Source organism: Vibrio sp. OPT20 (assembly GCF_963889365.1).
Lineage (GTDB): Bacteria > Pseudomonadota > Gammaproteobacteria > Enterobacterales > Vibrionaceae > Vibrio > Vibrio splendidus.
In genome coordinates this window covers 116,759-141,306 of the sequence record NZ_CAWPOA010000109.1, presented here as the reverse complement: position 1 = coordinate 141,306, position 24,548 = coordinate 116,759, and the positions used below count along the sequence as shown (strand labels likewise).

Annotated in this window: 19 protein-coding genes and 2 pseudogenes; 11 read left to right on the top strand and 10 right to left on the bottom strand. The window is 42.3% G+C overall.

What is annotated here, in order from left to right; translation table 11 throughout:
• The first annotated feature begins 261 nt into the window (after positions 1-261).
• The gene (locus AACR09_RS24480; RefSeq protein WP_193834623.1) at positions 262-1,536 is read left to right on the top strand and encodes a replication initiation protein; all 1,275 of its coding nucleotides are present in this window, start codon (positions 262-264) and stop codon (positions 1,534-1,536) included.
• Between the two features lie 357 nt (positions 1,537-1,893).
• Here the strand turns inward: AACR09_RS24480 and AACR09_RS24475 are convergent, their stop codons facing one another.
• A complete protein-coding gene (locus tag AACR09_RS24475) occupies positions 1,894-3,570 on the bottom strand; it encodes a phage tail tape measure protein (protein WP_193834621.1) in 1,677 nt (558 codons plus the stop codon).
• A gap of 632 nt (positions 3,571-4,202) precedes the next feature.
• Here AACR09_RS24475 and AACR09_RS24470 point away from each other — a divergent pair.
• From AACR09_RS24470 to AACR09_RS24460, 3 genes are all read left to right on the top strand, one after another.
• Positions 4,203-4,409 (top strand): hypothetical protein, encoded by a 207-nt coding sequence (locus AACR09_RS24470; protein ID WP_193834619.1) that lies wholly within the window; start codon positions 4,203-4,205, stop codon positions 4,407-4,409.
• 353 nt (positions 4,410-4,762) lie between these two features.
• Positions 4,763-5,158: a hypothetical protein gene (locus tag AACR09_RS24465; RefSeq protein WP_193834617.1), complete on the top strand. Its 396-nt coding sequence runs from the start codon at positions 4,763-4,765 to the stop codon at positions 5,156-5,158.
• Positions 5,159-5,353: 195 nt separating this feature from the next.
• On the top strand, positions 5,354-5,830 hold the full coding sequence (locus tag AACR09_RS24460; RefSeq protein ID WP_193834615.1) for a hypothetical protein: 477 nt from the start codon (positions 5,354-5,356) through the stop codon (positions 5,828-5,830).
• A gap of 359 nt (positions 5,831-6,189) precedes the next feature.
• Here AACR09_RS24460 and AACR09_RS24455 read toward each other — a convergent pair whose 3' ends face one another.
• The 3 genes and pseudogenes from AACR09_RS24455 to AACR09_RS24450 form a co-directional block, all read right to left on the bottom strand.
• Positions 6,190-7,197: a hypothetical protein gene (locus tag AACR09_RS24455; protein WP_193834613.1), complete on the bottom strand. Its 1,008-nt coding sequence runs from the start codon at positions 7,195-7,197 to the stop codon at positions 6,190-6,192.
• 180 nt (positions 7,198-7,377) lie between these two features.
• A pseudogene (locus AACR09_RS24660) lies at positions 7,378-7,681 on the bottom strand (IS6 family transposase); the annotation flags it as partial.
• Positions 7,682-7,899: 218 nt separating this feature from the next.
• Positions 7,900-9,144: a hypothetical protein gene (locus tag AACR09_RS24450; protein WP_193834611.1), complete on the bottom strand. Its 1,245-nt coding sequence runs from the start codon at positions 9,142-9,144 to the stop codon at positions 7,900-7,902.
• A gap of 465 nt (positions 9,145-9,609) precedes the next feature.
• On the opposite strand from AACR09_RS24450, the pseudogene AACR09_RS24445 reads away from it, so the two are divergent.
• Positions 9,610-9,762: pseudogene (locus AACR09_RS24445) on the top strand (putative quorum-sensing-regulated virulence factor); the annotation flags it as partial.
• A 316-nt stretch (positions 9,763-10,078) separates the two neighbouring features.
• Positions 10,079-11,131, top strand: coding sequence for a 3-deoxy-7-phosphoheptulonate synthase AroG (gene aroG, locus AACR09_RS24440; protein ID WP_004730106.1), 1,053 nt, complete (start codon positions 10,079-10,081; stop codon positions 11,129-11,131).
• A 117-nt stretch (positions 11,132-11,248) separates the two neighbouring features.
• Here aroG and AACR09_RS24435 read toward each other — a convergent pair whose 3' ends face one another.
• Positions 11,249-12,367, bottom strand: a complete 1,119-nt coding sequence (locus AACR09_RS24435; protein ID WP_193834607.1) for a mechanosensitive ion channel family protein — start codon at positions 12,365-12,367, stop codon at positions 11,249-11,251.
• A 184-nt stretch (positions 12,368-12,551) separates the two neighbouring features.
• Here AACR09_RS24435 and AACR09_RS24430 point away from each other — a divergent pair, with 184 nt between their 5' ends.
• Both AACR09_RS24430 and AACR09_RS24425 read left to right on the top strand, forming a co-directional pair.
• On the top strand, positions 12,552-13,208 hold the full coding sequence (locus tag AACR09_RS24430; RefSeq protein ID WP_017079662.1) for a potassium channel family protein: 657 nt from the start codon (positions 12,552-12,554) through the stop codon (positions 13,206-13,208).
• A gap of 26 nt (positions 13,209-13,234) precedes the next feature.
• A complete protein-coding gene (locus AACR09_RS24425; protein WP_065605760.1) occupies positions 13,235-14,602 on the top strand; it encodes a TrkH family potassium uptake protein in 1,368 nt (455 codons plus the stop codon).
• Positions 14,603-14,718: 116 nt separating this feature from the next.
• Here AACR09_RS24425 and msrB read toward each other — a convergent pair whose 3' ends face one another.
• On the bottom strand, positions 14,719-15,861 hold the full coding sequence (msrB, locus tag AACR09_RS24420; protein WP_102535345.1) for a peptide-methionine (R)-S-oxide reductase MsrB: 1,143 nt from the start codon (positions 15,859-15,861) through the stop codon (positions 14,719-14,721).
• A 200-nt stretch (positions 15,862-16,061) separates the two neighbouring features.
• Here msrB and AACR09_RS24415 point away from each other — a divergent pair, with 200 nt between their 5' ends.
• Positions 16,062-16,460, top strand: a complete 399-nt coding sequence (locus AACR09_RS24415; RefSeq protein WP_102535344.1) for an OsmC family protein — start codon at positions 16,062-16,064, stop codon at positions 16,458-16,460.
• Between the two features lie 137 nt (positions 16,461-16,597).
• Here the strand turns inward: AACR09_RS24415 and AACR09_RS24410 are convergent, their stop codons facing one another.
• From AACR09_RS24410 to phnW, 4 genes are all read right to left on the bottom strand, one after another.
• Positions 16,598-17,668 (bottom strand): OmpA family protein, encoded by a 1,071-nt coding sequence (locus tag AACR09_RS24410; RefSeq protein ID WP_193834605.1) that lies wholly within the window; start codon positions 17,666-17,668, stop codon positions 16,598-16,600.
• Between the two features lie 335 nt (positions 17,669-18,003).
• Entirely contained in the window at positions 18,004-18,822 is an 819-nt protein-coding gene (gene phnX / locus AACR09_RS24405; RefSeq protein ID WP_193834603.1) for a phosphonoacetaldehyde hydrolase, read from the bottom strand.
• Positions 18,823-18,936: 114 nt separating this feature from the next.
• Positions 18,937-20,376, bottom strand: coding sequence for an aspartate aminotransferase family protein (locus AACR09_RS24400; protein WP_193834601.1), 1,440 nt, complete (start codon positions 20,374-20,376; stop codon positions 18,937-18,939).
• The gene (gene phnW / locus AACR09_RS24395; RefSeq protein ID WP_076645189.1) at positions 20,376-21,479 is read right to left on the bottom strand and encodes a 2-aminoethylphosphonate--pyruvate transaminase; all 1,104 of its coding nucleotides are present in this window, start codon (positions 21,477-21,479) and stop codon (positions 20,376-20,378) included. The genes AACR09_RS24400 and phnW overlap by 1 nt, the downstream gene beginning before the upstream one ends.
• Positions 21,480-21,828: 349 nt before the next feature.
• On the opposite strand from phnW, the gene AACR09_RS24390 reads away from it, so the two are divergent.
• The gene (locus AACR09_RS24390) at positions 21,829-22,839 is read left to right on the top strand and encodes a putative 2-aminoethylphosphonate ABC transporter substrate-binding protein (protein ID WP_102446799.1); all 1,011 of its coding nucleotides are present in this window, start codon (positions 21,829-21,831) and stop codon (positions 22,837-22,839) included.
• A gap of 120 nt (positions 22,840-22,959) precedes the next feature.
• Entirely contained in the window at positions 22,960-24,381 is a 1,422-nt protein-coding gene (locus tag AACR09_RS24385; protein ID WP_193834599.1) for an FAD-dependent oxidoreductase, read from the top strand.
• Positions 24,382-24,548 lie beyond the last annotated feature (167 nt).

Genomic DNA, 24,548 nt, shown 5'->3' with positions numbered 1-24,548 from the left:
CCCAGTGGGAGAGGGATACCCCCCCAGTGGGAGAGGGATGCCCCCCCAGTGGGAGAGGGATGCCCCCCCAGTGGGAGAGGGATGCCCCCCTAGTGGTAGACAGGTGTTGACTCATCTCCCAAATGTTTTTACTTTTAAGAAAAAAGAGAACCATGAAAAATGCCACTTACCCTGATCGATGATTCGCGCACTGCGAATTTTAGCAACCACCTTGTATCGCACGATGCTTCTATCACACAACAGTGTCTACTTATCTCTGCGGTGGCGGCGTTTGCACCTACTAGCAAAGTTATGATAGCAAATATTAACGAATTTGTTGCTGGAATTGAGGCAGATCTTATTGCTCTTGAGGATACTAAGAAGGTATCTGAACGATTGAAAGCATCCAATGATCTGCCACGCATTACTAATAATATTAAATTTGAAGGTGAGGTGGGTAGTGAAGAGCGAAAGGTGATCTGGTCTGCGACTGCTGCCCTTGAATGTACGCATATGTTTTTTGCAAACAATGCTCAATATCGCATATTCAACTTCGATGCTCGCGACTTTATTAACTACTGGACGCCGGGTTTGCTAGCGCGAGAGGGCGCTAAGATGTCGGCAATCACAAAAGCAATGAATAAAAGCTTAAAGAAACTCTCAGGCGCTATATACGAAGCTTATCTCACCGAAAATGGAGAGGAAGTTCATCGACATATTCCTGTTTTTGGTGAGATCGCGGTGACATCAAAAGCGGTTCAAGTAAGATTGAACTCTGCATTTATGCCGTACCTTGTGTTTTACTCAAGGGAATTGCTGAAATTGGGTTTTACTCAACTTCCAATTTATTTCGTGCGTCACGCAACCAGCGAGCATACCATGAAGCTGCTGATGGCTCTACTTCGCCGCATTAACCTAAAAGGGGCAGTAGGTGTACGTGAGATCACAATTGATATGGATGAGTTTCGCGACGAAATGGGCGTTAAAGAGCAGTATAAGAAGCGCCTAGATCTATCTCGGTATGTAATTGATAAAGCTGTTAGTGATATCTTGGCTATTACCGCCAACGTCGATGCCACAAATAAAGCGATTGATGATGGTACCGCTGAATTGGATGCGCGTAAAAAAGCAAGCTTCAAGCTACTGAAGGTTAGTGGCAATTCTGATGAGCCGAATAAGTACTATGAGTTTAACGAGCGCGGTAGAAAAACTTACTCAATCACATTCAAAGTTGATCCGACTGAGTTAGTGACGAAGAAGCGAGAAACAGCTAATTCTAACGATGGTTGGAAGGTTGCCCACGAGGACGCGCTAAAGGCTGAGACAAAGTTACCTAAATCGGCAAAGAAAAAAAAGAAGAATGACAAACTCAGAAATCCGCCGCCAGTCGTACTCCATGATTTCTTAGCTAATCCGTCAGCACTGGGTGTATTTGATTCAGATTATGACTCAGTTGAGCCTGGCTTGACGGAATTGCTTGGAGTTAAGGAGTTGATAGGCAAGGGTGGCGGCAAGTATGAGATCTTAAATGCAGTGAAAGACAGCAAGCCTTTTTAAGCACTAACAAATAATTAACGCAGAGACCTTCGGGTCTCTTTTTGTGGGGTTGAATTATTAAATGGTTTAATTATTTTTGATAAAGCACCACAGTGTTCGTGGGATTGGCGCACGCGCCCACCAGATAAGAATAGCTTAACAAACAATTCCCTTATGGTTGATGAGTACCACCGCTCTGTAATGGTCAACTCAATTTCAGACAGTTAGGTTCTCTATCCAAATTACGCATCATAGCCGTTCAGGTTTGTAAGATTTGGTTTGGAAAAAGAATTCGTAGGTCGCCAAACTTAGAAAAATTTTCCGTCTGTTGAAAATGTACTCTTTACCCCTTTTACGATCAACCAATTGCGCCTGTACCTATGGCCTTGGTGGTGATGGTGACCTAATCCCTTCAGGCTTGGGTCTTACCATTTCTTTAAACTTGTTATGGATGTCTGTGTGAATGGCCTTGCCCTCAGGCTTAATGTTCGGCATGGATTGCAGTTGGGCCTGGTTGCGATCGACCTGATCAAACAACGCATTTCTCGCATCCTCGGTGGTGCTGCGAAATATTGTCAGAACTTGATTCGCGTTGATAAATGCACTTCTGTTGTTCAATATGTTCTCAAACATGGCGATGTATGCCGCCATAAAACGCTCTACATGGTCTGCAAGCTTTTGTTTGATGCTATTCAGGAGGGTTTCTTCTTGAGCCTTTAAATTAGCGACACGAACCTCACTTTGTTTAACTTGCTCATAAATTTCAGTGGCTAGCTTATATTTGTCTTTAAGCGTGGCATCAGTGCTGTTAATCATGCTTTTACGGTGATTCAGTCTTTTGTCGAGAGCAGCCAGTTCATTAGTTATTTGAGTGATTGAGGCTTGATGTGACTTGGATTCCTCGGCGAGCTTGGCTTGGTGCGCCTTGGTTTCATCAATGAGCTTGTCACGATGCTGCTCCACCTCCTTTTTCATCTTCATGCGCAGGGCATTATTTTTGTTACTTAGTAACGCATTGAGGTTGTATTCTCGATCGGCTTTTGGTTTTTTTGCGTCCTCGAATTGCTCATGGAATGCCTTGATTTTTCTGGTTCTTTTATCAGTAAAGGCAATGCTTAGAGCAGGGAAGTGCTTTCGCACATGCGCCATGAACATGTCTTGAATAACGATGCCTGTTAACTTTGATGCTGCATAGCCGCTTACGGTTGCATCGATGTTCGTTACACGGTGGTTTTCATGCTCCTGTTTTTCAGCGTTCCATAGCTGCACGTTAGTAGGGTTGGCTGCTAGGTATGCGTTGGCTGCGTTACGTAAAGTTGTACTCAAGTTACGCTCCCCTGTCACACTATCTTTTGTAGATAAGAAGATGTGTGGGTGTGTGCCAGTGCATGAGTTCTTTGTGCGTTCGTCGTCGTGGACGACAACCAATTTGGGTTTGTGGTTCGGGGCGATCTCAGCGTAGAAGCTACGAATACAATCAGCCATCTGTTTAGGATCAGCTTTGACACCGTGCTTGTGTGGGAATTTGAAAAAGGCTTCGTGAACACGGGCTTGGCGTTGGTCGGTCGTCCCCTCCACTTTTGATGCGAAATCCATGTATTTATCGAGCATCCTCAACAACTGATTTTTGCGCTTAACTCCCTCAATATTATCAATGATCTCTCGGTAGTTTTTCGACTTTTTAACCGCTATATGCTTTAGTGCTTTGGCAACATAAAGATCACCACTCGCAGTTGATTTTGCGATCTTTTGTTTCAGCTTGTACTCGTACCTTTTGAAGTTTGCTTTGTCTTCTTTGGTAGCGTTCGTAGAATCAAATTCGCTCGATAAAACGCTATCGATATACGCCATGCGTTTAGCTAGTGAAATGGAATTCAGACGCAATCCATCGGGGTACTTTTCATTAAAAATGACGTTGCGATCTTGGAGTTCTTCAATCCATTCATTCGGTTTAAATTTGGATGTTTTTACACGCAAAGAATGCGCCAAGGTCTTGGCAAATTTGGCACGCTTAGAGTAGTTAGCGTGACGATAAATTACAGTTGTAAAAGCCATAAAGCATTGAATGTTATTTGTGCGCAGTGGCGCTCTTAGGTCGAGGGTGGTAGCCCCGCCAGCAGTATCTACTCATCTTTTGCGCAGCAAAAGTGTGTAGATACATAGCTGGTTACTAACTCCCACATATAAAATATGTAGTGTTATAGTTAAAGGTTACAAATTTGCCTTCTTTCAATCAAGGTGGGTACGAGTAACCGACCAGATCGTAAGTTATTGGTTTAGTTCCATCGATTTACGCAACAAAGCCAAATCGAATGATAAACCACTTATTACGTGATCTGGTTATCATTTTATGAAAACTATTAGACGATATTATTTTATCAACGGTAGATGCAAATTAGATAAAAACTCTGAACTAGCTGAATTAGACCAAAATTTAACGTCTTGTTTTTGAAAGAGTGTCCTTGTGCCACATCGCTGAAGTCGCAAGGGAGGGTTTCATATTAATTCACTATATTACCACTTAAAAACCTGCATTTCACTATGTTACCACAGGTGTCGTGCTGTAAATTGTTAATTTTTAGCATTTAATTCTGTTCAGGGTATTCAGTGCGTGGTTGGGGAGGCTATTGATTTAGTAGCAAGCAAGGAGCATAGTTGCCGCATCGAAATACACGATTGGAGTTACCATGGAAGTGTCTGAAAATTTAAAAGTCTATATGGCTAATGTTTTAACAACAAAGGAGCGATGCGTTTCCCCTCATTCACCTTTGCTACTTAAAAGTATTAATTCTATTCTTCGTGAGTGTCACGATGTAAATATTGATCTGGATTTTATTGATTGGGAAGAAAAGGTTAGAAAGCATTATAATAGAACCGTTACGTTTATCGATTAAATCAGGAAAGTCAGTAGCATTAATAATTGTTCGGTTTTCCATAAATAGTATTTATCACATAAGTCATTAGACCTAAGTTTATGGGAATATTAAGATAAATAAATTTTAGATATTATCATCACTAGTTTGAGTATCGTTCACAGAACCGGATTAAGATTCTATAATATCTATAATATCTATAATATCTATAATATCTATAATATCTATAATATCTATAATATCTATAATATCTATAATATCTATAATATCTATAATATCTATAAGTAGGTTGGCGTTGCCCCATTGTATTAATTAATTTCCACCTTATTAACTTAATTTGTTAGGCGTAGAAATATAAATAAAGGATTTTCGTTATGGGAGTTACTGTTGTGGTACTAGATTGTGACTGTGTCAATATCAAAGACATCAGTTGGATAGAAAAAAGGTTACGCCATAAAGTTATCGCTGTGGCTAACTCATCAAATAGACTACCAAAATTTAAAGGGAAGATTTTTGGAGAAACTGTACCTATGTTTAAGAATGCTACTGATTTTATTATTGTTTCGAGGGTGTCAACTCTTTTGGCTCGTAATGTGAACAAAATAGACTCAATTAGAATAGTTACACGAGATAATAGTCTTATTTTAGCGATAGAATTGATTACCAATCAATATGGAATACCATTTGCTGCATATGATAAGCAGTGTGACTTGGCAGCATCCTATAATATATCTGAACAAAAATATATAAACGATCTTGAGGTGATTTAGAAACTATTGAATATAATATGATGTCGTCGATAACTTCGGGTTATGTGAGATGATTATTTATTGGTATTGTTGTGAGTTACCTTCTGTGCGAAGAAAAATCACAGCATCTAAATATTCATATAGGTTAATGCTGACTAGTTCTTGTAATTGTACCTTCTTTCATACTTGTCAGTTAATAGTTTTAAGGATAAGGTTATGTATTCAACAAGACTTGTAGATATTGATTTTAGTTATGATACGTATCAGGAAGGCCTTGAGCGATATATTAGGTGTACTTGGGCTTTGCATATGTATCGACATCATGTATTTGGTACAAAACTGTCAGATATGTTTATGAAAAAGGCCAATCGAATCAATGAATCTTTGGGCATCACTGTAGTGACTATTGACTTGAATACGTACAGGAATAATTTTAGGTCATCAGAAGAGTTAATTAAATATCTCGAAGAAAATGAATATCCTAAATGGATATGGTTCTACGGTATTGAGGCGCTTAAGGATTCAAACTTTGCTGGTTGGTTGCGAAATCGGTTAACAGTCCGTTCGATAGAGAACTTGAGAGTGATCTTTGTTGCTCAATCTCGAGCCGATTATCGAGAAGTCTTTTGTGATCGCGGAACACCTTTCTATCAATCTACGATGTTGCTCCAAACTGATATTGAGCAAAACTAGGGTTCGTAGTTTTGCTCTGTGCGGATGGCATCACTAAACTGATAAGGAGATGCGGTTCTTCATGTAGTTTGGAGCCTGATACTCATAGCACTAAAAACCCATACTTAATCGAGGAATACACAATGGAAACTCAAAGAAAGTTGTTTTCTTGGCTCGATAAGAAGGGCTACTCAGAAGGGGAGTTAGGGGATTTAATGTAACTGTGTTTGTCATCGAAATTTGAAGGTTTGGATAGTGTCGTTAAACTTCTTAAGTACGAATACCCCGAAGATTTATAGTTATAGTCGTGTATCGACGCTTGAGCTGGAGTTTGGCACGATCTACACCGTTCAAACTTTTCGACAGAACCTTCTTGGCTACTAAGATAATTCTTCTTCCAACTCTATGCGCAATAGATCGAGTGTCATAATCTCTTTATCTAGTTGCTCAATGCGATTAACGCCAGATTTTGTTTTAGCTTTTGGCTTAGGCCTCTGGTGAGACTTAGGATTCGTACTTAGATAAGCGACACTGGTGCAACTAGTGCTGCTTAAACTGGTGTATGAGTCCTTGAATAAGCTATTTTCGATACTAACTTGCTTAGCAACTTGCTCCTCGTTAATAGTTGCATTCGGAACCGTAGGTGTCTCAACCAGTGTTAATGGATCGGCAACAGTCGCATACTCCGCCCAACTAATCCCCATTTGTTTTAGTTTTTGTCTAGCTAATGCTACTCGTGGGTCACCATTACGTGGTTTACCAGTTTTAGTCGGTTTATTATGGTTTTTTAATTTGGCACTCTCCAAATTAGAGATCTCTTGCTTAACCCAAGCTAACCGCTCTTCTGTATCTTGTTTTGGTTCATCGATATCTAATTCATCTTGGTCAAATAGGAACGTTGAGTAAGCCTTTGATGCTAAGTCATCGCAGTTATCTAAGATCCAGTCATTTAATTCACTCAGTGACAATAATCCAAAGCGGCCACTTGGATGCGTGCCAATTACAGTGTAATCATTGCCAATAATCGTTTGGTATCGATTAATTTGGGCAGTGATTTCCGCCTGCTTCCAAGCTAGGCCTACTTTAACCTCAGCAAATAGGTTTAGGCCCGGCACATACATATCTACACGTGATGACTTGTCGATTGACACTTCAAACTGCACATGATTGCCATGATATAGGAATAAAGCGCCAACGATGGCTTGGTATAACTTTTCATTTTGCTGAATATTCCCGCCAAGGAAGTCTGTAATCGTTGAAAAGTCTGCCGGCAGTTCTGCAGTGTCCAGAAGGTTATAAATCATATCGCAGAACTCGTCATCTTCGAATTCGTTAAGCGCTGAGCGTAAATCACTGCTTTGTATTAGATATTGTGTGAAAGTTGGCAATAGTTTTCCTTATTACTCCGAAATGTTTCTGGTGTAAAACACAGCAACAAACATTCGATATGACCACTCACATTGCGAGAAAGTGTTGTATTAGTGAAATGAAGATTGCATTTTAAGCATCTTTCTGGGTTTTGTCACAAAGTTTGAACGGTGCATGATCGTAGCAAACTCCAGGTACAATTATGCAGTGAACGCGTAAAAGCGATCCCAAACTGGCAAGCTTAAATCGCCGACTTGTCCAAGCTTTATTTGTGTCCAGATTTATTGCCCTGACATTGTCGCTATAGCCCCTTCCACTAATTACCAACCCCAACGTCTGAATCATCTTTTTTATCGGTTGGTGACTCTGCTCAAGAATGTTATTGAGATATTTCACGTCAAGGATTCCTATTAAGTTCAGAATGAAAACAACGTTGAGTCACAAGTTAATGTTCATGTTATGTAAGGCGAGAGCATTAGCACTACTCTTGTCTATGACCACTTTGGTAAGCCATTAGTGTAGGTGATTCATGTAGTTTGTAGTCTCATACTCATAGCATTAAAAAACCACACTTAATGAGAACGGTTACGAGGAATACGCAATGGAAGCTAAAAGAAATTGTTTTCTTTTAGCTTGTTGTTCGAGGTGACTCAATGCAGGCAGCAAGGTCTAAATCTTATATTATTATATAAGGGGCACAGACCTCTTGTATGAGTACGAGGTTATTCCCTCTCAAATGTTGTTGATGTGATTCTTTGATCTTCTCTTATATTCATCCCTGTTTCAGGTACTACTAAGTTGTCGGTATTCTCTAGTTCTTCGTTTTCCGTTTGGATAAGTAAAGGTTGGTCAGCAGTAGGAACTAAAAGTCGTGTTGCCTCAACCGATATTTTGGGAGTGCCAGAAATTGTTGTTACGTTTTTTAATGGGTTTGCAATCTCAATCAGATCATATTCGTCACCCCAGTAATTTAATACGACAGGGCCAAAAGATTTATGTTGTTCCTGAGTGTTGTTGAACGTATATGCTGTACCACCATTTACTACAATTGAATTTATATCAATGTTCATGTCAGCCTTTCTTGCTTCTTTGATTGTGAGTCTAGCGTTATTTAAAACATAGTAGCTATTGATATAGTATATCTTGGAGTTTGGATAGCGTTTTAGGGTTGATTTTATTTGGCTTAAGTAATTCTGATCCAGCTCGTTGAACATTTTTGCGGGATTTTTGGTTGGGTCTTCAATTTTTTTCATAACACCGAACCCAGATAGAAACCATTTTAATCGATATACACTGTCTGATTTAAATCCGGTGTCAAATCCAGCAAGAGCAGTATATTGTACAGAGGCTGTACTAGCGCCCGAGCCTGATATCTCTGTTTCACTTATTTCCTCAGTAGGGATTTTTGGAACATCCTCAAGTGTTAACTGTTTGACTCCGAATACGTTGGGAGGAATGGTCAAGTATATTTTTCCCGGAGCACTATCACTGCCTCTTTCAGCTACTACTAGTGAGCCTATAGTAGTTTTGAGTGCAGTATTTAATGGGAGAGGGTAAGCGCCTAAATCGGTTCCCAACTTTTTGAATGATTGAGAGATTGTTTCAAGTGAAGTTGAGTCATCAAGCACTTTGGCTGCCGGTAGGAGAGTTACTGATTTCTGGAATGGGTCTGGTTTAGACAACACTGTAATTGACTCAGAGGTGGCTATTTTCGCATTAGTAAAACCAGCAACTTCAAATGTACTATTTGGCTTTGCTTCAAATGTGATGCTAGCCAGCTCATCAGCGTTTAGTACGCCTAGAGATAATCCATTCTGTGAACGAGTACCATTTTCGTCTTTCAAAATGATCTTTGGGGTTATTGGCTGATTTGTACCATTTTTTACAGTTAGCTCTACAGTGTTGGTACATCCTACTGAAATCACCAACATCAAAAGAGATATTACGTTCCGATGTAAAGAAAGCATTTTGTTCCCTGCCTATGTTTGACGTAAGGCTAACAGCGCATTGGAGCAATCAAAATGTTATATCACTTTGAGGCTTTCCGCCCAAGAAACTAACATTCGCTACCTTCTAGCCTAATTAATTGACATATAATAGTTTCATATCTACTTTTTGCATATCTTATGATTATAGCACAAACACTACTTGGTGTTTACCTGACTTCCATTCAATGCAATTTTCAATAGTTACGATTAATTGAGTATTTTTCTTTAAATCAATAGATTACGAACTAACCCACAACTAGTTTCAGCTAACCGTAGATAGAGCGAAGGTCTTAAGAGCGGTTTTCATCTACGAAGGCATCGGAGTGGTATGTGAAGCCAAGAGATTGGGCTAGCTCATACGTCACAAGCTCAGGAGAAAGATTAGCTTAGGGTTTTGGGGAAGCTAACGAATACAGTCGATTTTTAATCCACTCTAATTACATGCGATCTATCCTACACTTTCCTGAAGAATATTGTTATTTAGTAGCTCACAAAAAAGGGTTCCCCTCTGGTGAGCTAGGTGACTTATTAAAACTGTGCCTTGCTCTGAAAATTGAAGGGCTTGATAGCGTTGTCAAACCATTGAAAAGAATGTAATTGAATAGAGAGCTTGCGTTAATCACGTGAGCTTTTTTGTTTTCAAGTGCTACACAATGCTACATGTATGCTGAAGCTTGAAGAATAGCTGCTCTCTTGTCTTCCTTGAAATTACGCAATCGATAGCGTGTAAATAATGCTATACAGGGTGTTTCTAATATAAAACACAAAAAAAATTGCGTTTATTTTCAATTAGTGATTGAAACTAGAGTTTTTACTAGTTAAGTTACAAGGAACAAGAAGATTAGTGCTGAAAGAAAGTTACGTGAGACAACGTACATTCAGCTCAAGGATAGAAAAAAGGAAGAAGTAAGCAATGTTCCAGACTGATGATGTAAGAATTAACAAAGTAAAAGAGTTATTACCACCTGTTGCTGTTTTAGAAAAGTTTCCAGCGACAGAAGTTGCTTCTTCTACAACCTTTGAAAGCCGCAAAGCGATCCACAATATTTTAGAAGAAAGCGACGACCGCTTGCTTGTTATTGTTGGCCCATGTTCTATTCATGATACAGAAGCCGCTCTTGAGTACGGCAAGCGTTTGAAAGTGTTGCGCGACGAACTTGGCGATAACCTTGAAATCGTAATGCGTGTTTACTTTGAAAAGCCACGTACAACTGTTGGTTGGAAAGGTCTAATCAATGACCCGTACATGAACGACACGTTCAAGCTAAATGATGGTCTTCGTCTTGGACGTAAGCTACTGCTTGACCTAACTGATATGGGAATGCCGACGGCAAGTGAATTCCTAGATATGATCACGCCTCAATACGTTGCTGACTTAATCAGCTGGGGTGCAATCGGCGCACGTACTACGGAATCTCAAGTTCACCGTGAACTGGCTTCTGGCCTATCTTGCCCAGTTGGCTTTAAGAATGGTACTGATGGCAACATCAAGATCGCAACAGACGCTATTCGTTCGGCAAGCGCTTCGCACCACTTCTTATCTGTGACTAAGTACGGACACTCAGCAATTATTGAAACAGTGGGTAACCCTGACTGTCATATCATTTTACGTGGCGGTAAAGAGCCAAACTACAGCGCTGAGCATGTAGGTAAAATCAAAGAAGAACTAGCTGCGTCAGGCCTTCCACAAAAGGTCATGATTGACTTCAGCCACGCAAACAGCTCTAAGCAGTTTAAGCGTCAAATGAATGTATCTGATGACGTTAGTGCTCAAATCTCAGGCGGTGACAAAGCTATCTTTGGTGTGATGATTGAATCTCACCTTGTTGAAGGTCGCCAAGATCTTGTTGATGGTAAAGCCGCAACTTATGGCCAATCTGTTACTGATGCATGCATTGGTTGGGCAGATACTGAAACAGTACTTCGCCAGTTGGCAGACGCTGTTGAAGCTCGCCGCAACAAGTAATCTAATTATTACGGCCAGTCACTAAACGACTGAAAATTCAAAGCCCTTATTAGCCGTTGCTAGTAAGGGCTTTTTTGTGGTTCTTAACTACTAGCTAGAAGTCATTGGTATTGCTTCTTAATGACCTTGACCTTCAGGGTTGGAAATGACCATATCTTGCGTTTCGCCAAAGTCTTGAGGGTCAATCTTGAGTGTCTGTGTTGGGAACGCGATGTCTGCATTGTGTTTATGAATAATCGCCAGAACCTGTAACAGAACGTCTTGCTTCACTTTGTGGTACCTGATCCAGTTGACCGTTTTTGTGAAGGTGTAGATAAAGAAGTTCAGTGTTGATGGCCCAAATTTGTCAAAGTTAACGATCAACGTCTGTTTGGCATCAATATCTGGGTGGGTCTCGAGCATGGTTCTTACATCATCAACAATGAGCGCCAATTTGTCTGCATCTTGATAACGAAGACCAAAGGTTTCATTGATTCTACGATTCAACATTCTCGATGGGTTCTCTACCACAATACTACTGAACACCGAATTTGGAACGTACAAAGGACGCTTATCAAAAGTGCGGATAATCGTCATGCGCCAGCCAATGCGTTCGACAGTACCTTCGATTTGACGATCGGGAGAGCGTATCCAATCTCCGACTTTAAAAGGGCGGTCGAAGTAAATCATCATGCCACCGAAGAAATTCGAAAGTAGATCTTTAGCGGCTAAACCGACGATTAAACCACCGACACCACCAAAGGTAAGCAAGCCCGATAGGCTCAGCCCAAACGCCTGCATGATGGTTAAGCCACCCATCACCATAAAGAACAGTCGAGCTACCTTTGCGATAGCTTGTACTGTGGTTTCGTCTCTGGTTTTTTGCTCTAAGACATACTCTTCAGAGTTACTGATCATTCGCAGCGTAAACCAAACAAACGTAGATATGATCAGTATGTGTTTAAGTGTTCTTAGCCAGTTGATTTCATTGCCAAACTGGTCTTGAAGAATCAAGCCAACAGACACGGTAGCAGGCCAGCACCAAAGTAATGTACTGACAGGTGTTTTTAAGGCCTCTAGCAGTAGGTCATCCCAATGGAATTGGGTTTTTTTGACCAAGATTTCCAGGCGATTATGGACAATTCGCCAAGCGACCCAAGCGAAAAAGCTCGCAATAGTGATGAATAGGACGCTATTTGCCCAATCGCTATGGCTCTGGTTGATGTAGGTTTGTACTTGGGTTATGAATTCATTCATTGTGTGTACTGCCGCAGAAATTATGGGTTAGAAATTAGCAGAAATCACTTTTGTTCTCTACCTTTATAAATCAATCGATTAGCTGACAATTGTATCTCTATATGGATATATAGTCGTTTTTTTGTATGAAGACAATTTTGTTATTTGTTTTCGATGCTACGTAGCTTTGTAAGTGGAGTAATAAATGAGTGACAAACAATATGCAGTTATCGGCTTAGGGCGTTTTGGGTTATCTGTATGCAAAGAGCTACAAAGTTCAGGTGCACAGGTGCTCGCTGTCGATATTGATGAAGAGCGAGTGAAAGAAGCGGCCAATTTTGTTTCACAAGCGATTGTTGCGAACTGTACGAGCGAAGAGACAGTTAAAGAACTAAGGCTGGACGATTACGATATGGTGATGGTGTCGATTGGCTCCGATGTTAACTCCAGTATTCTAACGACGCTAGTGGTAAAAGAATCAGGCGCAAAAGCCGTTTGGGTGAAGGCGAACGATAAGTTTCACGGCAAGATCCTTTCTAAGATTGGTGCCGATCATATCATCATGCCCGAGCGAGACATGGGTATTCGCGTTGCGCGTAAAATGTTGGATAGACGCGTTCTTGAGTTTATCGACCTTGGCAGCGGTTTAGCGATGACGGAAATTGTTATTGGTTCTAATTTTTTGGGTAAGAAACTTGGTGACCTTAAGCTGTGCAAAGAAAATGGTGTTGAGGTACTTGGTTTCAAGCGAGGCCCGAACCTAACTAAAGCACCTGAACTGGATGTGAGTTTAGAAATTGGGGATGTGGTGATCATCGCTGGGCCGAAAGAGACCTTATCTAGAAAGCTACGCAATTGGTAACTGGCAATCGGAAATAAGGTAACAGTATGAATTCGTTAAAACGAAAAGGTACTTTCTACACACTTAAGAGTGATAAAAAGCCACGTAAAGGCTCTGAGCCTAAGATTATCCTTACGAGTTTCCTAGGCGTACTTATCCCTTCTGCAATATTGTTGACGCTACCCGTGTTCTCTGTGACAGGTCTAAGCTTTACGGATGCACTGTTTACTGCCACGTCGGCGATCAGTGTGACAGGCTTAGGTGTTGTTGATACCGGTCAGCATTTCACCTTGGCAGGCAAAATCTTACTGATGTTCTTGATGCAAGTCGGCGGGTTAGGGCAGATGACCCTTTCTGCGGTGCTGCTCTATATGTTTGGTGTTCGTCTAAGTTTGAAACAGCAAGCATTAGCGAAAGAAGCATTGGGGCAAGATCGTAAGATTAACCTCAGAAAGTTAGTGAAGAAGATCATCATTTTTGCATTGGTGGCGGAATTTATAGGTTTCGTATTGCTCTGTTTTCGTTGGGTTCCTGAAATGGGATGGGCAACAGGGAGCTTTTACGCGTTATTTCACGCGATTTCCGCATTCAATAACGCAGGGTTTGCGTTGTTCTCAGACAGTATGGTGAGCTTTGTTGACGATCCACTGGTGATCTTTACCTTAGCTGGCTTGTTCATTTTCGGCGGATTAGGCTTTACTGTTGTGGGCGACCTATCGACTAACTGGCGGAAAGGCTTCCAACATCTGCATTTACACACCAAGATTATGCTAACGGCGACACCGACGTTATTGGCGGTGGGCACGGTGATGTTTTGGTTATTGGAGAGAAATAACTCAGCGACGATGGAGGGCTTGTCGACACAAGGGCAGTGGCTGGCGGCATTTTTCCAGTCAGCGAGTGCTCGTACTGCTGGTTTTAATAGTGTGGATTTGTCTCAGTACACTCAGCCTGCATTGTTGGTGATGATAGTACTGATGTTGATTGGTGCCGGTTCAACTTCCACTGGTGGTGGGATTAAAGTATCGACCTTTGCGGTTGCATTTGTTGCGACTTGGACATTCCTACGTCAGAAAAAGCATGTCGTGATGTTTAAACGTACTGTGACCTGGCAAGCGGTAACAAAGTCATTGGCTATTATTGTGGTAAGTGGGGCGTTATTAACCACTGCAATGTTTTTGTTAATGCTTACTGAGCAGGCCGCGTTTGACCGAGTGATGTTTGAGGTGATTTCAGCCTTTGCAACGGTTGGCTTAACAGCTGGCTTAACCGCAAACTTAACTGAACCGGGGAAATACATCATGATTGTGGTAATGGTGATTGGACGAATCGGACCTTTGACTTTGGCTTACATGTTAGCTCGCCCTGAGCCTTCGTTGTTGAAATACCCTGAAGATACGGTGCTAACGGGTTAATAAGGTTAACAGGCTAAGGTTAACCCTTCTTGTTAGTGCGTTAGAAAAACAAAGCCAGCGAATATGCTGGCTTTGTTTTTTAGAGGTTCAGAGGTTTATAGTAAGTTTCTGAATTCTTAGCCTTCGAACATTTCAATATATTCTTCGTAGCCTTCGTCTGCCAGTTTATCCGCTGGAATAAAGCGCATTGCGGCTGAGTTCATGCAGTAACGTAAACCTGTTGGCTTTGGACCATCTTTAAATACATGTCCTAGGTGAGAGTCGCCAAATTTACTGCGAACCTCTGTTCTCGGGTAAAGCAGCTTGTAGTCTGTAGTCGTTACGACATAAGCCTCGCTGATTGGCTGTGTAAAGCTTGGCCAACCTGTACCTGATTTGTATTTGTCTTTTGAAGAGAACAATGGCTCACCAGTCACGATATCGACGTAAATACCTTCTTGCTTGTTATCCCAGTATTTGTTGTCAAACGGGCGCTCTGTTGCGTCGTCTTGTGTGACATCGTATTGCAGTGAGGTTAGAGAAGCTTTGATCTCTGCATCAGACGGCTTGCTATATGTCTTAGCATTGGCTGTTGTATTCTTACCATCGATGATCTGACGGATAGTTTGCGGGTTTTCTTTTCTATCATCGCCGAAGACTTTATCTAGGTACTGATCACGACCAGAAGCGTAGCGGTAGTAGTTATAGCGAACCTTGCTCTTCTTGTAATAATCTTGGTGGTAATCTTCTGCTGGCCAGAATTTCTCAAACTTAATCAGTTCTGTTTTTAGTGGTTCACCAAAGATCTGAGCTTTGTCGATCTCCATCATGAAGTTTTGAGCGACGTCTTTCTGTTCTTGGTTATGATAGAAAATAGCAGGTCGATATTGTGGACCTCTATCTACGAAAGAGCCTTTGTCGTCGGTTGGGTCGATGTGTTGGAAGAATTGGTCAAGCACCTGTTCATAGCTGACCACATCAGGGTTATAGGTCACATTGATTACTTCGATGTGGCCAGATTTACCCGATGAAACTTGTTTGTAGGTTGGGTTTTCTGATTCACCACCAGAATACCCAGAGATAACGTCTGTCACGCCTGTCAGTTTTTCTAGATCGGATTCTGTACACCAAAAACAACCACCAGCCAGTGTCGCGATTTCAGTTTTACCTGAATTAGCCGTTTTATCCATTGTATTGGCAGTGCCAGTCTGGCTTACAAACAGCGAAATCAGTGGTAGTGCAACCACGAGTGATACCAATATTTTAGATAATTTATTCATAGATACCTCATCTTGACGTTTTTCTCATTCGATTTTGAATGTACGAATAGAGACAGGTTTTAGATGGAAAAAATTACACTATTCATGAAAAAAATATCTCAAATAGAAAATCTTGCTCATAAATGCTGCCAGTAGTAGGGTGTAGGCATTGATATAAAATACCAAATAATGATGACGTTTTCGTACATCTAAGGAACAACATGCAAGCAGAAGTTAAATGGGTCGAAGGCTTTAAATTCCTAGGTCAATCTCAATCAGGTCACTCTGTCGTTATGGATGGAAGTGGTGGTGCTACTGCGCCAAGCCCGATGGAAATGGTGCTAATGGCCGCTGGTGGTTGTAGCTCTGTTGATGTAGTGGACGGTTTGAAATCTGTGGGTCAAAGCATCACTGGTTGTAATGCAAAGCTTGAAACCAAACGTCGTGAAACAGCGCCGAAAATCTTTACTGTGATTAATATTCATTTTGAAGTGTCTGGTGACAACCTTGATCCAGAGCAGGTCGCTAAGGTGTGTGCGGATTCATTAGAAAAGTACTGTTCTGTATGTCTAATGTTGGGTGCTGGCGTAGAGATGACTCATAGTTGGGAAATCGTCTAGTCTCTGATTGTACAGCTTGGCGTTAGGCTAATCTTTACGGCTTACGGCTTACGGCTTTTAGGCATAGCCAGATAAAGAAAAGGGCGGAGCACTTTAAAGTGCTCCGCCCTTATTATTTTAGCTAAGGTAGAGTGCTATTATTCAGCAGCTTCTACGATAACTTCTTCAACTTTGACTTCTTCTTGGTATTCAAAACCAGGGATCGTTGCGTCAACACGACGGTTTTGAGCACGACCTTCAGCTGTATCGTTTGATGCAATTGGATTCTCTTCGCCTTCACCTGAAGCTGTAATACGGTCTGCTTCAATGCCTTGCTCTTCGATGTATGCCGCTACAGCTGCTGCACGCTTCTTAGAGATCATCATGTTGTATTCAGCTGCGCCTGTTGAGTCTGTGTGACCAACAACATCAACTGTTGATTGAGGGTGAGCTTTAAGTACTTCAACTAATGGCATTAATGCAATTTTGCCATCTGTAGACAGTTCAGTACTGTTAGTCGCGAACATTTCTTGAGAGTAGCTCTCTGTTTGCGCTTTAGTTACAACGACTGTCGTTTTCTCTTCAACAACAACTGCAGGCTCTGTGATTGGCTCAGATGGCGCTTGAGTCACTGCTACTGCAGAAGCTGTTGCAGCCGCCGCTGATGCTGTTGTGTTGCCAGTACCGAAGTTGTAGCTAACACCAACTGATAGTAGGTTCGAGTTCAGGTCTCGAACGTAGTTGTCGTCGAAATCATCAAAATATTGGTATTCAACACGCAATGCCCAATCAGAAGAAAGCTGCTTCTCTAGACCGATGCCAGCAGAAAGAACAACGTCATCTTCGCCACCGTGTGAAATGTAAGCAGGACCTGCTTTAAAGAATACGTCGAATTCTTGTTGTACTGCTAGGCGGTACATTGGAGTCAATGAGATGGCAATGATTGGGTCGCTGAATTGGCTTGTAGTACCATTTTTTGTAAAACTAGTTTTGTAGTCTCCAAGGAAATCAGAGCTTAATTCAATACCAAACTTGTCTGAGAAGTTATAGCCAGAGTAAATACCTGCGCCGATTGCATCATCATCACACTTCGTACCGTCAACACACGCACTGTCTAACCAGCCCATGCCCACTTTTGCGCCAACGTATGTCGTGGCAGCGATAGATGGAGCCGAAGCTAATCCCGAAGCAGCGATGACAGCACACATGATTTTTGACAGTCTTTTCATAATCTTATCCTTGGGTTTATTTTTTATTTTTGTCTGAACCTGCTTATAAAAGATAACTTACTGGTTTACGACACTGCTAAAGTAAGCAAATCAAGGCGTTGGCTCAGGTTGAAACGATTTAGAATTCATTGACGTATTGTTAATCTGATTGCGTATTGGAGTCAATGAAATTGTTAAAAATTATATATTTAAGGTGCTATTTACTGATTTGTTTGTCAATTAAATGTTGTCTTAAATGTTGGAAAACAAAGAAACCTCGTATCACGGTTAGTTGATACGAGGTTTTAAGTTTTATTCTGACGAATTATTAGGTTACATAATTGGATTTGCTTGAATTATGGACGATCACCCTCAAGCAATCGCTTTTCGATATCTGCAATCACTCCAGGTAGGTCTGCAATGGTATCGATCAGGTAGTGCGGTTTTGATTTGTTTAGCTTCACGCTTGCTTTTTCTCGCGCGGCAGCAAGTGTCGCTTCGTCGGCATCCACATATTCTTGGTAGGTTAAGCCTGCTTCGTTGCCTGATAGTACAAGGCCTACTGTCCACATACCTGCGTTGTGACCTTCATCGATCCCAGGTGCTGCATCATCCACTTTCACACATGCTGAAACGCTGGTTACGCCAAGGTCGATTACGTTTTTCAGTGCCATAAATGGAGCAGGGCGACCGCCTTGCGGTAAGTCATCAGTCGCTACTACGTTGTCAGGAAGATAACCGTAATCTGCTGCAGCTGGGATCAGTACATCCATTACTTCACGTGGGTAACCAGAACAAGAGCCTATTTTTACGTTCTTTTCTTTTAGGTTATTTACCACTTCAATAGCGTTTAAAATTGGTGCTGCGTGGTCTGCTACTTTTGCTTTCTGAAGAGGCATGAATGCCGCGTAGATCGCATCAACGTCTTCACTGGTCATCGAGCGTCCGAATTGAGCATTCCAACGAGCGTCAACAGCTGGAATTCGACCAACCGCTTGGATGTGGTCCCATTTGCCGATACCCATAGGTTCACGTGCTTCTGCTAGGTCGATATCAAAGTTAAAACCTTGTCTGAATGCTTCTACAAAAATACTGGTTGGAGCAAATGATCCAAAATCAACGATAGTGCCAGCCCAGTCAAAGATAACCGCTTGGATAGGTGATGTTGTGTTCATAATAATGTCCTATTTTTGTGTCACTGCCAGTTCAAGAGTACTGGGGGACGAATGATTGTTTTAGGTTATTGGTTGCTTGAAATTATTGCTTCAAGACATGCTTTAAAAGGTGGTTTAAAGGTATTCAAAGTCTTTGCAGACTTTGGCTATCGCTTTTTCGAATACAGACAGAGCGACTTCTAGTTCGCTGCGGCTGATGATCAATGGTGGACTCAACTGGATCACGTTACCTTGTGACACCTTGAAACTCAGGCCATCGTTTAGACACTGGTAAAGTACTGCTTCTGCTTCATCAAAAGCTCGGGTTTTGGTGATATGATCTGTGACCAATTCCACCCCCCAGAGCAGGCCGATGCCGCGAACGTCACCAATGACTGGGTACTTCTCTTTCATTTGAAGCAGCTGTTCACGCACGAATGCGCTGTCCGCTTGTACTTTTTCAAGTAGGTTTTCTTGCTCAATCACTTCCATGGTGGCGAGTGCTGCCGCGCAACCAATTGGGCTTTTTTCGTGGGTGTAGTGACCAAGAGATACTTGCGCTGCCGTGTTGTATTTGTCTTTTGTGATTATGGCTGCGATTGGTACTAAGCCGCCGCCAAAACCTTTACCGATACATAGGATGTCAGGTTCGATATCAAAAGCTTGGTGAGTGAACCATTCGCCACTGCGACCCATGCCATTAGGGATGTCATCGATGATCAACATGACGTTATGCTTATCGCAGATCTCACGGATGCGTTTCCAATAAGCTTTGCTTGGAACTTGAACATCGGTGTTACGAACCGCTTCGGCGATGAAGGCTCCAATACCGCCTTCTTTTTCAATCACGTACTCAAGGTAATCAGCATAATGCACATCACATGCGGCCTCACTTTCACCGCCTGAGTTTTGCCCGCGAAGCGAAAAAGAGTCATTGAGCGGGAAAGCACCACGATAAGAGACCGCTGGTGGAATACGTTCTACGCCTGCCATTAACGGCCCCATACCTTCACGAAAACAAGCTTCGCCACCCACTGAAATTGCATCCAGTGACGCGCCGTGGAATGAATCCCATAGCGACACTACTTTGAAGTTGTTGGTGACATGTCGAGCCAGTTTGAGTGCCATGCCGATCACCGATGTACCACCCGGAGCAAACAACACGCGATTCAAATCACCACCGCAGATCTGTGTCAGCTTTTCAGCGCACTGAACGGCTGTTTCATTGGTAAAGCGACGCGGTGAAAACGGCAATGACGCCATTTGTTGAGTCACCTTATTGATGATGTGTGGGTGACCATAACCTAGCTGGTGAACATTATTGCCGTGAAAGTCCATGTACTTCTTGCCCGTCGCATCTTGAATGTAGATGCCTTCGGCTGCTTCAAGTGTGTCTAGGCAAGGCGTTGACATCGCTTGATGAAGAAACACGTCAGCATCACGCTTTAACATCACTTGAATCGCATCATCGTTTAGCGATTCGTTCCATTTTTCGCGTGCTGGCGTGGTGTTCACATCGCCTTCGCTTCGAAAGTGTGTGGCCTTTAGAACTGGCTCTTGATTGGTCGTTGTCATTATTTGATGTCCCAGTACATAGCGTTTTTCACCGCGCCAATGAGAGCTTCAATGTCTGACGGATACACTTCACCGATGTTACCGATTCGGAAGCAGTCTGCGTTTGAAACCTTACCGGGGTAAATCACAAAACCTTGTTCTTTCAAACGATCATAGAATTCCTTGAATTGGTAATCGCTATGAGTTGGAGAATAGAAAGAGGTAATGATCGGTGAATGAAGATCATCATTAAGCAGTGGCTCAAAGCCAAGAGAGCGCATACCTGCAACCAATGTGGTTTGGTTGGTTTGGTAGCGATTATGACGAGCTTCGATGCCACCTTCTTGCTCCAATTCAAGTAGAGCTTGGTAGAAAGCACGCACTGTATGAGTTGGAGAGGTGAAGCGCCATTTACCATGGTTGCTTTCCATGCAGTGCCATTGGTCAAACAGGTCAAGGCTTAATGAACGAGCTTGGCCTTTGCATTTTTCCAGTTCCGATTGCTTCGCAATAACAAAGCCGAATCCAGGTACACCTTGAATACACTTGTTTGCCGAGCTGATCATGTAATCGATACCTAACTCAGCTATATCCATAGGGATGCCACCAAAACTCGACATCGCATCTAGAATGACGGTTTTGTTGTGCTGTTTTGCCAATTTGGCGATGTCTTCGATTGGATTCAACATACCCGTAGTGGTCTCACAGTGCACAATCGCAACGTGAGTAATGTCTGAATCCATAGCCAATGCCGTCTCCATTTCGTTCAAGTCAGGCTGTGATGTTTCACCTGGGGAAACGACATGGCATGGAATGTTTAAGTATTCTGAGATTTGAGCAATACGAGCACCATACGCACCGTTGTCAACAACAAGAAGCTTGCCGCTTTTTGAGATAACGCTACCGATTGCTGCTTCAACTGAAGCGGTGCCGCTACCTTGCATTAGTACGCTTGTATAACCCGTTTGCTTAGTCGCTAAAGTCACTAGCTTGCTACGAATCACTTCAACAACGTCTTTGTTGTATTCATCATCCCAAGTACACCAATCTTTTAGCATCGCTTGGCGAACGGTTTCAGAAGTAGATAGAGGACCCGGTGTCAGTAGTAGGTATTCGTTTCTCATGTTCAATTCTCGTTATCTGCGTTTTGGACTATACCAATATTTACGGTTACTTTAACAACCAATTTAAACGGTCGTAAATAGCCCAAACGTTATTTTCACAAAAGCTTCATATTCAAATTTGTCACTTTTGTTGAGAAATTTTCCGATCTTTAAATTGCCATTTTTTGTTCATTTAATCGTCATAAAAGCCAGTTAGCTTAATACTTGAAATCTGGTACATACCAATGAAAGGTGTGTGTTAACAACCTAAATGAATTTATGGATATAGAAGCCTCTAGATGGAGCTTCTAGCCTTAACAACTTTAACCTTGGCAATTCCTAACCTTGGCATCGGGCCTGACTGGAGAAAATGATGAAAAACCGTTTTATGAAAGGATCACTTGCAGCATTAGTTACTCTATTAGCTGGTAATGCTTATGCAGCACAGGAAGTGACGGTTTACACCGCTTTTGAAACTGACATTTTAGCGAAATACAAGAACGCATTTGAAAGTGAAAACCCAGACATCAACATCAAGTGGGTACGTGATTCCACTGGGATCATGACGGCAAAATTATTGGCCGAAAAAAACAACCCGCGTGCAGAGGTAGTTTGGGGACTTGCTGGTTCTTCAATGGCACTGCTTAAAGAAGAGGGCATCCTGAAACCTTATACGCCTCAAGGTGTAGAAGCATTACGCGCTAACCTTAACGACCCACAGTCTACTCAAGCTTGGTACGGTAATGATGCATTCTTCAATGCAGTTTGCTTTAACGAAGTGGTGGCTAAGCAATTGAACCTACCGGCACCTAAGTCTTGGGATGACCTAACGAAGCCTATCTACAAGGGCCATATTGCTATGCCAAACCCTGCGTCTTCTGGTACGGGCTACATGCAGGTTTCGGCTTGGTTACAAAACATGGGTGAAGACCAAGGTTGGAACTACATGCAGAAGCTAGACCAAAATATTGCTCACTACACGCACTCAGGTTCGAAGCCATGTGTTCAAGCCGGTATGGGTGAAGTCGCTATCGGTATTTCTATGGCGAGCCGTGGCGCTAAGCTGAAAACTCAAGGCGCTCCACTTTCAGTTATTACGCCTGAAGGCATCGGCTGGGAATCTGAAGCGGTAGGCCTTGTTAAGCCTTCTGATGCAGCAAAACGTGTTATCGATTGGTCTATTTCTAAAGCGGCAAACGAGCTTTACATCGAAATGTACCCAGTTGTTGGTCACGAAGATGTGACAGGCAAAGCAGAGAACTTCCCTAATGTAGAAAAGAACATGGCAAAAATGGACTTCGCTCGCATGGGCAGTGAACGTGCCGAGGTTCTTAAAACATGGTCTGACAAGTTTGACGCTAAATCAGAGCCAAAATCTTAATCTGACGACCTATTCAGTTACTTAACTATTTAGTTCATTAGAAGTTAGAGATCAGTAAAGGAAGGCTTCGGTCTTCCTTTTTTAGTTTTACGCCTTTAGGTTTTAAGTAAGGTACAACAAATGACAAAGCACTACTCATATTGGTTCAAGCAAGCGTTGGAACAAGAGTTTGGCAACATCAATGCGGGGTTAGATTCGGCTAAGCCGCTCCAAAAAGACGTCAACTGTGATATCGCCATTGTTGGCGGTGGCTATACGGGTTTATGGACGGCGATTTTAATCAAACAACAGCAACCCGAAAAACATGTTGTCGTGATTGAAAAAGGCCTATGTGGGAGCGGTGCTTCTGGTGCGAACGGCGGTTGCATGCTGACGTGGTCAACTAAGTATCTGACGCTGAAAAAGCTCTATGGAAAAGAACAAGCGAAATGGTTGGTTAAGGAATCGGAAAAGGTTATATACGAGATCGAAGCCTTCTGTAACGAACACAAGATTGACGCGCATCTATATCGAAGCGGTACTTACTACACGGCGACCAATGAAGCTCAAAAGGGTGGAATGGAGCCTATCGTTAATGAGCTGGTTAAGCAGGGTATCAATAGCTGGAAGAAGTGCGACAATTCTTTGGCTGATAAAGCGGGATCTGATCGCCACATTGAGGGTTACTACTCAGAAGCTGCGGGTAGTGTGCAGCCAGCGTTATTGGCGAGAGGCTTACGCCGAGTTGCGATCGAATTGGGTGTCGAAATTTACGAAAATACAGAGATGACTTCTCTTGATTACGGCTCACCAGTTCGCGTCCAAACTGAGGGTGGGACGATAACTTCCGATAAAGTGATCTTAGCGCTCAATGCGTGGATGCTCGATCACTTTAAAGAGTTCAAACGCAGCATTGTGGTTGTCTCTTCCGATATGGTGGTGACCAAGCCTATTCCTGAAAAGCTCAAGCAATTTGGCCCAGAGAAAGGGGCGGCGGTGGTGGATTCGCGTATCTTTGTCCACTACTACCGAGATACCCAGGACGGACGACTCATGTTGGGTAAAGGCGGTAATAAGTTCTCGTTTGCCAATCAAGTTGAAAGCATGTTTAACCAAACCACTAACTACCTGCCGATTCTCAATCAATCGTTCCAAAAACTGTTCCCTAAATTGGAACAAAGTGAATTCGATTACAACTGGTCTGGCGGCTCAGATCGTTCGGTCACCGGTCTGCCATTTTTCGGTAATCTAAAAGGCCAAGGCAACATCTATTATGGGCTTGGTTATTCAGGCAATGGCGTTGCTCAAACCCGTATGGGCGGAAAAATTTTGTCAGCAATGGTACTCGATATCGACAATGCATGGACACGAAGTGGTTTAACCAAAGGCCCATTAGGACACTTCCCGCCAGAGCCATTTTGTTGGGTAGGTGCGATGATGGTGCGTGATGCGGTACGAAGAAAAGAGAACGCAGAAGATTCTGGTAACACGCCATTGTGGCTAGATAAACAGTTATCCAAACTCGCAGGTGCGGCGGGCAAAGCCGACAAGGTTGAATCATAGATTAATCTAGCGTTTAAATTAGAAGTTTACATTTAGGCTCTCAGTGATTTATGGGCAAGTCACTGAGGGCTGTCAACGTTGAACTAACTGTTAATGCTGAACAAATAACAATCTTTAATGCTTATTATATCTGCAATATAACTGTCATTTAGCTACTATAAATTTGT

Excerpts from the sequence above, each read along its gene's own strand:
- AACR09_RS24475 (WP_193834621.1), bottom strand. The coding sequence starts at position 3,570 with ATGGCTTTTACAACTGTAATTTATCGTCACGCTAACTACTCTAAGCGT.
- AACR09_RS24470 (WP_193834619.1), top strand. The coding sequence starts at position 4,203 with ATGGAAGTGTCTGAAAATTTAAAAGTCTATATGGCTAATGTTTTAACA.
- AACR09_RS24465 (WP_193834617.1), top strand. The coding sequence starts at position 4,763 with ATGGGAGTTACTGTTGTGGTACTAGATTGTGACTGTGTCAATATCAAA.
- AACR09_RS24460 (WP_193834615.1), top strand. The coding sequence starts at position 5,354 with ATGTATTCAACAAGACTTGTAGATATTGATTTTAGTTATGATACGTAT.
- AACR09_RS24450 (WP_193834611.1), bottom strand. The coding sequence starts at position 9,144 with ATGCTTTCTTTACATCGGAACGTAATATCTCTTTTGATGTTGGTGATT.
- aroG (WP_004730106.1), top strand. The coding sequence starts at position 10,079 with ATGTTCCAGACTGATGATGTAAGAATTAACAAAGTAAAAGAGTTATTA.
- AACR09_RS24435 (WP_193834607.1), bottom strand. The coding sequence starts at position 12,367 with ATGAATGAATTCATAACCCAAGTACAAACCTACATCAACCAGAGCCAT.
- AACR09_RS24430 (WP_017079662.1), top strand. The coding sequence starts at position 12,552 with ATGAGTGACAAACAATATGCAGTTATCGGCTTAGGGCGTTTTGGGTTA.
- AACR09_RS24425 (WP_065605760.1), top strand. The coding sequence starts at position 13,235 with ATGAATTCGTTAAAACGAAAAGGTACTTTCTACACACTTAAGAGTGAT.
- msrB (WP_102535345.1), bottom strand. The coding sequence starts at position 15,861 with ATGAATAAATTATCTAAAATATTGGTATCACTCGTGGTTGCACTACCA.
- AACR09_RS24415 (WP_102535344.1), top strand. The coding sequence starts at position 16,062 with ATGCAAGCAGAAGTTAAATGGGTCGAAGGCTTTAAATTCCTAGGTCAA.
- AACR09_RS24410 (WP_193834605.1), bottom strand. The coding sequence starts at position 17,668 with ATGAAAAGACTGTCAAAAATCATGTGTGCTGTCATCGCTGCTTCGGGA.
- phnX (WP_193834603.1), bottom strand. The coding sequence starts at position 18,822 with ATGAACACAACATCACCTATCCAAGCGGTTATCTTTGACTGGGCTGGC.
- AACR09_RS24400 (WP_193834601.1), bottom strand. The coding sequence starts at position 20,376 with ATGACAACGACCAATCAAGAGCCAGTTCTAAAGGCCACACACTTTCGA.
- phnW (WP_076645189.1), bottom strand. The coding sequence starts at position 21,479 with ATGAGAAACGAATACCTACTACTGACACCGGGTCCTCTATCTACTTCT.
- AACR09_RS24390 (WP_102446799.1), top strand. The coding sequence starts at position 21,829 with ATGATGAAAAACCGTTTTATGAAAGGATCACTTGCAGCATTAGTTACT.
- AACR09_RS24385 (WP_193834599.1), top strand. The coding sequence starts at position 22,960 with ATGACAAAGCACTACTCATATTGGTTCAAGCAAGCGTTGGAACAAGAG.